This is a genomic window from Bacillus salipaludis (assembly GCF_030938565.1).
Taxonomy (GTDB): Bacteria; Bacillota; Bacilli; order Bacillales; family Cytobacillaceae; genus Neobacillus; species Neobacillus salipaludis_A.
This window is the reverse complement of record NZ_JAVGVR010000002.1, coordinates 22266-35401: the sequence shown is the minus strand read 5'-3', so window position 1 is coordinate 35401 and position 13136 is coordinate 22266. Positions and strand designations below refer to the sequence as shown.

The 13136-nt window shown below is 32.7% G+C and carries 9 protein-coding genes; 2 read left to right on the top strand and 7 right to left on the bottom strand.

The genetic code is table 11. The features are described from left to right. Positions 1–194: 194 nt before the first annotated feature. The gene (locus RCG21_RS31195) at positions 195–668 is read right to left on the bottom strand and encodes a hypothetical protein (protein WP_308914344.1); all 474 of its coding nucleotides are present in this window, start codon (positions 666–668) and stop codon (positions 195–197) included. Between the two features lie 777 nt (positions 669–1445). Here RCG21_RS31195 and RCG21_RS31190 point away from each other — a divergent pair. Next, entirely contained in the window at positions 1446–1649 is a 204-nt protein-coding gene (locus RCG21_RS31190) for an alpha/beta-type small acid-soluble spore protein (protein ID WP_308914343.1), read from the top strand. 488 nt (positions 1650–2137) lie between these two features. Beyond that, a complete protein-coding gene (locus RCG21_RS31185) occupies positions 2138–3253 on the top strand; it encodes a tyrosine-type recombinase/integrase (RefSeq protein ID WP_308914342.1) in 1116 nt (371 codons plus the stop codon). A 1054-nt stretch (positions 3254–4307) separates the two neighbouring features. On the opposite strand, the gene RCG21_RS31180 is transcribed toward RCG21_RS31185, so the two are convergent. From RCG21_RS31180 to RCG21_RS31155, 6 genes are all read right to left on the bottom strand, one after another. Next, positions 4308–5759: a YecA family protein gene (locus tag RCG21_RS31180; protein ID WP_308914341.1), complete on the bottom strand. Its 1452-nt coding sequence runs from the start codon at positions 5757–5759 to the stop codon at positions 4308–4310. Positions 5760–5870: 111 nt separating this feature from the next. Then, positions 5871–7790, bottom strand: a complete 1920-nt coding sequence (locus RCG21_RS31175) for an ATP-dependent nuclease (RefSeq protein ID WP_308914340.1) — start codon at positions 7788–7790, stop codon at positions 5871–5873. Between the two features lie 291 nt (positions 7791–8081). Beyond that, the gene (locus RCG21_RS31170; protein WP_308914339.1) at positions 8082–9188 is read right to left on the bottom strand and encodes a PD-(D/E)XK nuclease family protein; all 1107 of its coding nucleotides are present in this window, start codon (positions 9186–9188) and stop codon (positions 8082–8084) included. Further along, a complete protein-coding gene (locus tag RCG21_RS31165) occupies positions 9163–10278 on the bottom strand; it encodes an MrfA Zn-binding domain-containing protein (RefSeq protein WP_308914338.1) in 1116 nt (371 codons plus the stop codon). The genes RCG21_RS31170 and RCG21_RS31165 overlap by 26 nt, the downstream gene beginning before the upstream one ends. A gap of 393 nt (positions 10279–10671) precedes the next feature. Then, entirely contained in the window at positions 10672–11862 is a 1191-nt protein-coding gene (locus RCG21_RS31160) for an MFS transporter (protein WP_308914337.1), read from the bottom strand. Positions 11863–11968: 106 nt separating this feature from the next. Then, a complete protein-coding gene (locus tag RCG21_RS31155; protein WP_308914336.1) occupies positions 11969–13069 on the bottom strand; it encodes an alkene reductase in 1101 nt (366 codons plus the stop codon). Positions 13070–13136: the final 67 nt, after the last annotated feature.

Here is a 13136-nt window from a genome sequence, read left to right as displayed (position 1 = left end):
GTTATTTTTTGGTTCAAACCTCATTTTCACTCATTACAGGAATGCTGCCCCGTTACCACAATAAAAAAGCCGCCTGAATTGGCAGCTGGATCTTTAAGTATTGCACCCGTTAGCACAATAAGAAAAATGCTTCGATAACAGTATGGATTTCAAAACGTTTCTACCCTGTTCGTTTGAAAAGTGTGTAATTCCTTTTATTCAGAGATAACGCCTTTTGTTTCATTTGTAATAAAACGATACGTTTCTTCTCCTATTTTTTTATTTCCTTCAGGTACAGAGTTAGAAAAAATTCCTTCTTCCTGAAAATCCCTAGCATTTAATGCTTTTTTGGTACTAAACAAGAAGTAAGCCCCATCCTTTACAAATAAGTTTTCAAAATTAATCCATACTGGTGAGGATGCAACGTAAAAAAATGAGTTGGTTTCCTTATTAGGCGATGCACCAACGGAGAACTTAATAACATTATATGGAACTACTTTGTTTTGTTTTTGATTGTCAGTAAGAGGATGCTTTTGAAGGTTTAGGACATAGTAATATTTCTTATTTTGTTCATTATAAAACTCATCAATGTTATAAGAGACATTATTTATGTTGTGTAATAAAACCTGTTCTTTTTTGGTGTAGCTTATTGTTGTTTTTTTTAAACTCTGCAATTCTTTTACTGTCAATGAGTATTCAGCTTTCTTATTTACATCCTCATTTATTTTTTTGGGTGATTCACATCCAACGCTTCCCAATATTAAAAAAAAAATAATCCCAAAACCATTGGTTTGATTCTCATTCTATATCCTCCAATTAAAAGAATAAATAACTCACTCTGATTCAATGGTACCATATAAAGGAAATTTAAGTGTATTTATTTTCCTTTCTTGTTGAACTAACCTGCCCCATTAGTTTAAGTGAAAAGTTTCACATTCTCTACTCTTTAATTCAACATAAATATACAGGTATTATAGGGTAATTACTGGCATAATTTAAGGTGTTCTCTAGAAGTTAATCATAACTTTTATTCATAATCACTATTAATTTATAAATTAATAGTGATTATGATGTTGTCATTATAGGTACAAATAACATATATAATATAGTACTATTTATTATATATGTTGAAATATATGATATTTTATTAAATACCTTTTAAAATAAATTAACTTTAAGAAAAGCCTTTTTAAATTATGAAAATTGGTGTGTTCTCTATTTTAAGTAAAGAATGATATTAAACTTTATCCTTTATCCTTTTACTAAATCTCTATGTGTTGCAAGCTCCTTTCTCCCATCATATATCTACCAAAAAAGCATTAATCCCAGTAACCACGTTTGCCTATAAAATAAATTTAAAAATTATTTAAGTACGTCTAAAATTTACCAATTCTATGTTAGGAATAATCTAACCTATTTACTCCAAACTAATAGTGTAAATAAATTACACTTAGGAGATGATACATATGGCACGAAGCAACAATAACAATCAGCTTTTAGTTTCAGGAGTAGAGCAAGCACTTGAACAAATGAAGTATGAAATTGCACAAGAATTTGGTGTACAGCTCGGGGCCGAGACATCTTCAAGAGCCAACGGTTCTGTCGGTGGGGAAATTACAAAACGCTTAGTAAGAATGGCTGAACAACAATTCGGTGGGACTTTCCGTTAATACAAAATGCTCAGTAAAATTAAAGGCTAGTGATGATAAGGGATTACGACACCGCTTATATAGTGGTGTCCTTATTTGGTTTTATAAGAACTGTTTTTGAAATGTAAGATTATGGGGATGACTGAACTTTTAGCTGCTCTACAATAGGAACAGAACTATTTTTTGAATTTTTCAATAAATTTTGTGTAGCGAAATTAGGTGAACTACTATACATAAAACGAAAAATAAATTTGTTAGAATGCAAATCTCCAACACACTAAAAAATTGTAACTTTTCTTTTTCTATTGGTAATATATTTTCATTTTTCCAATCAGCATCTCCCTACCCCCTAGCAATATTTTTTTGATTTATAGTTCTGATAACTATATTATTGGAACTTAGATAATAGATAGAACGGATATTCTGTGATATTATTAAGTAAAGATAATTAGGAGTTATCTTTACTTTACATAATATAATTATTTATGACTAATCTTAGGAGGTCAATAATGAATTACTTGACTCTTCTTCAAAATATGAATGGTGAACAGTACTTAACACATTTACAGGAGAATCTAAAAGCTCGTCATCTACTTGATGAAAATCGTAACCTCACTCTTGAAAATAGTACGGAACAGGATTTTCTTGAATTGTTTTTTCTAGAGGAACTCTTCCCACAAGATAAGCGGCTTTCTGTACATACGGTTAAAGCATATCGTTCAGATGCCAAAACGCTGCTCACATTTTTAACAGACTATTCCCTTTCATTTCGGGATCTTGGATTCCCGGAAGTAAAGGCCTATAACCAATTTATTAATGAAAAGTATGCAGCTAAGTCTGCTATACGAAAATTGGAGTTTTTCAGAAGGTTATTGGACTTTGGTTATGAAACACAATTTTACAAAGCCCACCTTTCCACTTGGATCTCGAAGCCGTTGTCTAAAAAAGGACACCATATAATAGAAGAAACTCGTCACGAAGAAGCACAAACACGTGTTCAAGTCAGGGAATTGAATCAAAGAGAAGCTGAATTTCTTATTTCCTTCTTTCCTAAAATAGTAAGGGCAACACGAAATCGAGAACAATTGGAGAAGAGGAATTTGCTGATTGGCTACCTCCTCTATACCACGGGGCTTCGTGCAAGTGAGCTTTTAAGTTTGAATTGGGGAAGTTTTCGTTATAATCGAAAAGGGTTTCTATTTGCAGATGTGATTGGAAAAGGAAATAAACCTCGATCGATTCCTATAAGAGAGGAAACAAAAGAAATACTATTTAGTTTTCGAAAAAGTATGGATGACTCAGTTGAAATAAATATGCAAGATACAAGTCCTCTTTTTTTCGCTTTATATAATAAAAATGAACCTCTTGAAAATAAAAAACGGTTAACCTACCCTGCTCTGTATAAAATTGTGAAGGAGGCTGTACAACTTGCGGGAAAAAATTTGAGCGTTACGCCGCACTGGTTCCGTCATACATTTGTCACTCTCCTGTTGGAAAACGACGTTCCTCTTGCGGTGGTTAAAGATTGGGCTGGGCATTCCGATATTTCTACAACCAATATTTACTTAGAACGTATCAACCAAGATAACTCCTATCTACATTTAAATAAGGTTAACTTGTTTTAAAGGCATTATTTTTTATTAATTTAAACAATACAAAGTTTTTTGGTAACTTTTACTTAAAAAGGGTTTTTTAATACTCGCTTTGTCTCAAAATCTAAGAATAGTAAAAAAATATTGGCATTATTTACTTCCTTTATTGTGGAATAGAGTAACTAGATTTCAGCATCTAATTATTTAATATATATTTTACAAGGAAATATAAACCAAAATCTTAAATCGAATCTATTGGTTTAATGAATTAATTGTGATTAGAACTATTTTCAATTTTTCAGGCTTAATTTACTTTAATCCCTGTTTCCTGAATTTAGGGTTTTGGAGATTTGCATTGTTGTGCAATTATCTTTTCTTTCATGTATACCTATTCATCTAATTTTGTTGTATGAAAAATACAATCAATTAATTGTATATCAATATTTATATAATTATTTAAAACGTTCAAATATCTGATATAGATGTTATTTTCTTTACTTTTTAACCGCACTGGTCCAACTGCAATATTAAACATATGTATATAACAATTATGATATTGTTAACATTTTACAATTAACATATATGTATATATATATGTTAATAATATTTTTGCTTTAAAATTTTAATAGTAAAAATCTAAAGCCTATACTCTATTCATTTTGAGTAAAATCAGTAATCAAAAGGTATTCTAACATAAAAATAAAAAGTCTCGAAAACTGCTTTTCGAGACTTCCAATTACTGTAAATCACTATAAAAGGTGTTGAGATCTTTTACTTTAAATCTATGGGTTCTAGCCCTAACAAACTGTTCTCAAGCAGTTTTGAAGTTAGAGGGAAGGTATCTTTTTTGATTCCATTTAGTTTTATTTAATACCGTAAAGTCTTGATTTTATGCACTTTTTTTATCAAGTGATATATCATTTAATTTTATCTAATAAAATATAAAAACATTTAATCTGTGACCAAGGTGTGACCAAAGGTGTTAAACCTGCCAGTTTAAAACAAAGAAAAATAAGCTGCAATTTGCAAACCACTTATTGCTTTTAGTTAAACAAAAAAAGCATGGCAATAATTGCCATGCTACTTTTTATTTACTTTTTAAAAGACAACACCTTTTATATTTTAAACCACTTTCACATGGACACTTTTCATTCCTTCCAACTTTAATATTTTTTTTAACCTTTTCTTTCGTTAAATTCTCGCGATTATTATTAAAATCAACTGATGAAATTAAAGGTTTTGTATGGGAATGATCAATAACCCCTAATGAACGTTTAAGAGTTTCAAGTTGTGATTTATATATCTCCTCTCCTTGTTTTAACTGATTTTCTTTTTCCATTTGTTCGTATCGCACTTGTGCTTGTTTCGCTAATAAAACAGCTTCAGAAAATTCCGAAATTACTTTTTCATAATTTACACTACCATTTGATTCCCTACCATGTTCCACAAATATATCTAAATTAAGCACCCCAAAATTAGCGCTCTCCGGTAAAGATAAGTCCATGTGTGTATCGGTCGATTCACGAACAATTTCCACAATTTGTTTATGGTATTCATTTGGAATGCTACTCAAACCACTTAATGCTATTCCTGTACGCCAATCAACCCAATCTGTTGGTCTATATTCTGCAAACAACATATCATTCGGATCTATCGCACTAAACTTTTCAATAAATACATCGGGAACTTTTCGACCATTCGGATTTTGCACAAAAGCCACTGGATATTGTTCTGAAGGCCAATCAAAAGCATGCTCAAGGTCATACATAAATTCCTCATTTCTCAATATCCTACGAAACTGATGTAAATGGCGAACGATAAAAACACCATCAATCAAGTTAAAATTTGATTTGGGATAAAAGGTGTTATTAGTAAAAAGTCCACAATAAGGATTAATTAATGCGGAGATGGGCTCATTAATGAAATCATCCCAAACTATAAATAAAAACCTATAATCTCCCCTGTATTCATTCTTTTGAATATACTCATTATATTTATTTTGGTTATTAACCAAATTATCTTTTATTCTTAAAATATTTGGACTTATTATTTTCTCATCAATAAATAAATCCCTATCCGGCAAATGGGTAGTAATTTGAATACCTGATTGACGATTATAAATATATTCGGCTAAACTAGGAGTTTTAACCTCGCCAGTGTAATAAATTCCTTGTATTTTAGATCGAAACTCCGGATTTTTAGAATCCTTTTCGCTAGAAGGTTCTGGCACAATGTATTGTTTATCGTTTACAATATCCGCCATTTTAGCAGCTTTATAAAGGACTAGAATTTCTCCAAACACCGCAAAATTTTGCTCATATTCATTTTTATTAACCAAAGTAGATAACCAATTGACAATACGTTCAGCATAAGTAGGCATCAATCTATCTAAGTACTCCAGAACTTCAGCCATCATACTGATAAATGGGTGTACAGTTCGGGATAATGAGTGCTTCCTAAAAAAATGAACATGATCGTTTAATATGTGGTTCTCATGTATCTTTTCAATAAATAAATTAATAATTTCTTCTTTTCTCATTTTCTCCACCTTAAAAAACCGGTCAATTAAGACCCAGACTAAGGATACTTAATTTAATTTTTATTTGGTTTATTTATATGTAACTACAAACTTCTTTTGAGAATTAATCTTTTAAGTCCTAACATATGGATCATTATTAATTTTTTGAAGTATTTTCTCGTTTAAGCGTTTTAGAACATCAGGAAGGAATTTTACAAAATCTTCTTCACTAACCGTTTGTAATGCCATTAAATGAGTTGTAGGTTTGCCTCTTTTTCCAAGAAAAAAGTATTTGTAATATATCATTTTTTCTTTCTCCACTTCTGTGAAGGTAACCCCCTTATCTTCACTTTTTAGAGTGGCCTTTAAAGCACTAGTAACATCACTTGTTGGTCCACCGCCAGGTGGGATTAATTGCATATATGCATTTTCAAATGTAGATAGCATTAAAAAATCTAAATCAAGCGGTGAGGAAAAAAATACGTCATATTTTTCTAAATGATTAGCCCACTTTTCTAAATCTTTTGCATCTTCAATTGACTCCATTTTCCATTTATCCATTTCATTAATATCCTCAATTCTGTATTTAGCCTCATTAATTGTTAATAATTCATCGGCATTATATTTTTGTTTTCTATTCTCCTGTAAAGAAATTAATTGCTCTAGGATATGTTTAATTCTTCCCCATCCACAATCGTTTCCTCTTTCCCTATCTAAATCTAATAAGGTAATAAATGGTATATTTATATCTTGAAGTAAAGACCATAAATGATTTACATACCTTCCTCCCAGCGGGACAAAGGATACAGCAGAACTGTCAAGGCTAGTATTATTTAATTCTTCGATAAGTCTAGTAAGAATAATTTTTTCACTTGCACCTTCACCTAAAACTACAAAACGTGAAAAGAAAATTTCAGGATAAGTTTGTAGAGTAGCTGCTATAAATTTATATGCATCTTGCTGTTCATCGGGTAATAATACCTTCTTAACAATACTTTTATAATTCTGATAATCTATTGATACGTGCCGAATTTCTTTAGGTGTAATTCTACCCACCACTGAAGCAGAGTGTGAAGTAATTATAACCTGTCCATTAGACCTCCCTGATAAAGCCCTTAAGTTTTCGATGATTCTCCCCATAAAGTACGGAGCAACATGACTCTCAGGCTCCTCAAGTAAAATTATACTTAAGATAGGATACATTTCAGATTGTTTATAAGGTTCAAAACCTTCAACTTTAGTTAACCGTTCGGGGCTTTCAAAATAGTCCATTGATTTCCACTCTAAATTTAAAAGAGCTGTAATTAATACAATATAGAATACAGCCTTTAATCCGTCTCCGATTTGGTCTAAAGAGTATTGATTTTTTCCATCCAGCTGGAACGTAACGATAAGTTCTTCATTAATAAAATCCAAATTAATATTTTCATATCTTTTATCAAAGACAAATTCCTTCCATCCCTCGGAAATAATTTGTTTTAAATTTTCTAAGGCAGGTTCCAAGATTATCTTGCCCTCTTTACCTTCGTCTTGGAGAAATTGAAACATACGATTAAGTATAGAGTCTTTAGTGATTCTTAACTGTTCTAAAGGATTTCTGAAGGTAGGAATATATATAGCCTGAATAGGTTTATTATTGTATGGATATGTATCAGTCCCGTTAACATATAGAGATTTTACAACTTCTTTTGTATCTTTTATGAAATCACCGACCAATTCTACAGTAAAAAATAACTTGCCTTCATCGTTTGTTTTTAAATTTAAACGACCAAAGGGGAATTTGTCATGATTCTCTTCTCCATCTTCAACTACAAAAAAAGCTGTTATTTCTAATTTGTCGCTACGATTTTTTAACGCATCAAGATGGAAGTCATTTTCCTCTAAGGCAGTTTCTGCTTCTATAGGGCTAAACATTTTTCTTATAGCATTCATCACCGTAGATTTTCCTGAACTGTTTAAACCTAAAAAGGTTGTTAAATTTTCAAAATTAACAACAACCGTTTCCGGACCAAAAGATCTAAAATTTGTTATTTCTAATTTTACAAGTTTCATTATTTTCTCCTTGGTATGGGTAATCTAAATAAGAGGGAGTAAAATTTATCCCTCTACGCATTTAACTACTCCTTAAAAATTTTTTCCTCTATTTCCATTATATGATATTTTAGTAGAAACTTTTGTACTTTTTAGTTATATTTTCTTAATTAATTATTCCTAATTCATTTCCCTCTTTTCCAATTTGTTACCCAGTACTTTTAAGAGTTATTTTTGCAAAAAAAAGAAACCAGCATTCTTAAACGCTGGTTTCAGTATTGAACTAATTTATTTGTGCAGGGCATCGTAGTTTTAATTAGTATATATTGTAGTTAATATATTCTCACTAAAACAATTCTCGCTCTTATCACTGGATAAATTGTAGATGCTTAAAAAACTACCTTCTAAGATTCGATGCCTATCTGGTTTTAGCCCCCTGATTTTATAGGTTTTAACGCCTGACTTAATTTTAAGCAGATAGGTGCCATTTCCTAATATGGACAGGCTTTTAAATTGCCCCCTAATATCGTTGTTCCATTTTAATTGGGGATATTTCTCCTTTGCTTCCCAATAAGCATTACATAGTGGCCGGACGCTGCAATAGCAACAATTTTCAGGAACTGGTTGAGCTAAATGTTTTTGCAATTCCGTTTGCTCGTTAAATCTTGTTATCAGCTCATTAACACGATGAAACATCTCTCTTGCTTGATTTAGTATCCTAACACATTCATCTTTTTTGTAATTAATACAAAATTCTTCCCCATTAATTCCTTGAATTTTTAACGCACTAGGCCATTCATTTAAATTCTCATAAAATAAGGCTGCATAAAGGAAAAGCTGATATTTATAAGCATCTTTAATATCCATTGTGTACTTATCAATAATTGCCCCTGTCTTATAGTCAATTATTTCATAACCTGATTCCGTTAATAAGACCCTATCTAAATAGCCGCCTACTACACCATCTGCAGTTTGAAACCAGCTTTCAATTCCATGAAATAAATTAGAAGCGGATTTACATTCTGTTCTTCTATTAACTATTAAACTTGATGCTTTATTAAACAGGACCCTTTTCCTAACCTCAAATTGCTTAACTGTTTTGCTTAAAGGAATCAAATGCTTTTCTCTTTCAGACAATAACAAGAGCTGTTCTACCTCTGATACTGTAGTTAACCATCCATTTTCAAAATCATCTGGCTCATTGATTAATCCTGATCCAACCTTTTGCAAAAACGAATGTGCAGCAAGGCCAAAAAACTTATTCGGCGATGAAGGAAGTAGTTTTTCCAACCCATTAGATACTAATACTTCTCGATAGCTGCATAATTGCATATCAAAAAATCTACTTGCTGATATCCTTTTTAATGGACTTAGGGTTATGGGTGATGGGATATTACCACCAGGCATCATTATCATCATCCATATTTCCTCCTAATGCTTCATGGCACCACCCAGGGCGCCTTGCAAGATTAAAAGTATCAATAAAATCGATGGTGTCCATATTAGCGCCTGCAGCCACTACAGCATCAGCTAACATTCCATCGGGGTTTTTTAAGTCCCATAGAGGATGAACGATAATAATATTTCTATTTCCTGCTTTTATTCCTGGTATTCCTGCCCATTCGGTTAATTCATAATGGAAATAATCAGCAAATTGTTTAGCCAGCATCTTTGCAAAGCCAATCCACCCTTTTAATTCTGGAGTTGAAAAATCTCCATTTAGCCCGCACTGGTATTTTTTTTCATAGATACTCCTTAAAAAAGCAAGCCCCAAACGCCAATCCAATAATCCATGGTACTGCATATTTCTATAATTCATTAAACAACTATAACATGCGGTATCGCATTGATGCCTTTCACTTATTAAATAGTCCATAAATGAGTGCTTTCCATTTGGTTCCACAATATTTTTTAACACGGTTATCCAATTATTTTCTAACCAACGTACAAAACCTGCACCATTTGGCAACCTATCACTAAAGATTATTTCTCCAACAAAACTGCCATCACCAACTTCAGACCTTAAACACTGGGATATTTCTATTTCATCGGCATCTATATCTAATTCTTCTGAAACCACAGAGCGGAGCAAAAATCCTGCTGAATATAGGGACGCTTTGGCCGTTATATTGATAGGGTCAAGATTTAAACCTTTATTATTTGAAATTGGCTTTATTCTTAATAAATCAGTTGTTTTAGCACTAGCAATGCCTAATTCTTCACTTGTAATGTAATCCTGATCACTTGTATACTTATAATCTTCAAGTATCCATTGGCCTTTAAAGTTAAAATGTTTTAAAACTCTGTCACTAGTATTTCTTGTATGATTAGTAGTTATTTGACCGCCTTTAAATAAGTTCCCGTTGTTGTCATTAATGCTAATTGAGGTATCGCCAACATTTTGCAGAATTTGTACATTTAGGCTTAATCGCTTAATACATAAATAATCTGTGGTATAAGTACTAAAAACGGTCGTTTTTATAAAATGAGAACCTTCTCTACTAACCAAATACTACTAAAATGTATAATCAAAAATATAACCAAAAACAAACCTGTTAGATATAAAGTGAGACAAATCATATTAAATCAACACAACAAAGCTGACAAAAGTAAATATTGTCAGATTCGTAGTGTTGGAGTAAATGTTTGGTGCTTAAAATCAAAAAAAGACCAAAGTGGTCTTCCTTGCTAATCTCTTAATAGGGGATATATGACATGGGAGAAGCTCCGAAAGGGGTTTTTTGCAGGTTTGGGCCGCGTTTGGCTATCTCGCCCTGCTTTTCCCTAATAGTACCCCACGAAGGACGGATAGCATGTACCAGAGCAGCGTTAATAACGAGAGATTAGTGGTCCAAATTGTGAAAAAAAATGCTAAGATAACGATTTAAGACTCCCAATTTGATCAAGCTTTCTTTTGTGCCGAAAAGTCTTGGTTGACTACCTTTTTATTATTTAAGAAACGTGATAATCCAAATGTTGTAATACTTGCCAACACAATGCTTAACGCACTGAACCATGTAATGGAAGAAATTGATACTTGCCCCACAATTACTCCACCTATACCTGCACCAACCGCAAATCCTAATTGCATCATCGATTGGTTCAGACCTAGTAACACATCTGAGGATTCAGGTGATATCGTTGCTAAATTATATTGCTGAGTTGCACCTGATGACCAGCCTGCAAATGACCAGATTGTCAATATAATAAATACTGCAATAATTGAATGTGATATGAATGAAAGCACGATTAAAGATGTTACGTTTACAAGTAACCCTCTATTTAATGTAAAAATTACGCCTCTTTTATCTGCACTTAAGCCACCTAGTTTAGAACCAATTAAGCTTGCAACTCCAAGAACAAGTAAAGTAATGCTTAAAAGTGAATCACTCATTCCTACAGTATTTACAAGGAATGGAGATAAATAAGTAAAAATAATCCCGTACCCTGTCATTAAAAAGAAGGTGATTGATAAAGCTAAAGCAATTTTCGGTTTTTTGAACATAGCAATTTGTCTCGTTAATGGGATTGAAGCACCACCATTAATTTTCGGTATTGTATTTAAAACAATAAAAATGACAAGTAAAACTAGAAATGCGATACCGATAAATACAAATTTCCAGCCATACGCAGATGTAATAAAACGTCCAATAGGAACGCCAATGATTAAAGATGCGGTAAATCCCATTACAACTGTTGCAATTGAACTTGCCTTTTTATTAGCAGATGCAATCTTTGCGGCGATACTTAAAACTGTAACGACTGCGACACCTGTACTTAAAGCCATAATAATTCGAGCAATCATAAATAATCCATACCCTGGAACAATTACTGAAAGTAAATTTCCTACAATAAAAACAAATAACGCATAGATCAATAATTTACGTCTTTCCATTTTAGCCGTTATTACCATTAATATAGGTGTACCAATTGCATAGGCCAATGAAAAGACTGTAATTAATTGACCAGCCGCTCCAATTGACACTCCAAGAGCATCTGCCATTTTATCCAAAATACCTGAGATGATGTACTGTGAAGTACCAACTAAAAAACTTATCAATGCTAAAATATAAATCTTTGCTGTAGTTGACACGTCAATTTTCCTCCTCAATATCATTTTTAATTTCTATATTTCTATAAACACTGAAATATTAAGCAAAATGAAAGAAGCTATAAAAGCTTCTTTCTATTCTAATGCTTTAAATTAATGTATAAAGATGCTTATTTACATCGTATACTTCCAATTCTTTACCACTTTTTAAACGATGAATAAAATCAGGATTAGCAATGAATGGACGTCCGAAAGCAGCAACATCAATCGTTCCTTCTTCAATCGCCTGATTCGCCATTTCTGGATTTAATGTTCCTACCCCAATAATCACACCATCCCAATATTTTCGAACTAATTGATGTATCGTTTTTCCATCAGCAAGCACTCGGTCAAATTGCATAGTCGAAGGGTGAATCATGGTTGCACCCGCTTCCTTAAATGCCTCAACAAATGTACGAATAGCCATTTCTGGATCATCCCACATGTAATTTGGTATATCTCCTTTAAAAGCAGAGAATCGGATCATTGTTCGTTCTGTACCGATTGCGTCGATAACTGCTTTAATAACTTCCTTCATGAACTTTAACCTTTGAGCAAGGTCACCACCATATTCGTCTGTACGATGATTTGTTATATCTGAATTAAATTGGTCAATCAGGTATCCGTGGGCACCGTGAATTTCCACACCGTCAAAACCTGCTGCTATTGCATTTTTCGCAGCTTGCGAATATTGATTGATTACTTCATTAATATCTTCAGTTGTCATTTCTTCCGGAATATCATATGGCTTACGGAAACGAGAGACAAGGCCTTCAGCTGGAATCGCTGATGGTGCTTGAGGAGGCAGGTTTCCAGCAAGCTCGTGATGAGATAGACGACCAACATGCCAGATTTGAGCGATCATTGTTCCTCCCTCTTTATGCACAGCATCAGTTACCTTTTTCCATCCCACAATTTGTTCGTCTGAATAAATGCCTGGAACTCCAGGATTGCCTTTTCCACGAGGACTAATGACCGTTCCTTCTGAAATGATTAAACCAACTCCATCAGCCGCACGTTTTCGGTAATATTCAACAATATCCTCTCCTACAACGCCCGTTTGATCATCAGCAAAGGATCTTGTTAACGGTGCCATTGCGATACGAGAGCGTAAATTCCAAGCTCCGATTTTTATCGGTTCAAACAATTTACTTTCTAAACCCTTATTTAAATATCCCAATGACCTATTTTCTTTACTAATTTGACTCATATATTTTCCTCCGTTCGTTTACTTATTCTATATTTCTATAAATACCAAAATTAAATTTAAAATTAAT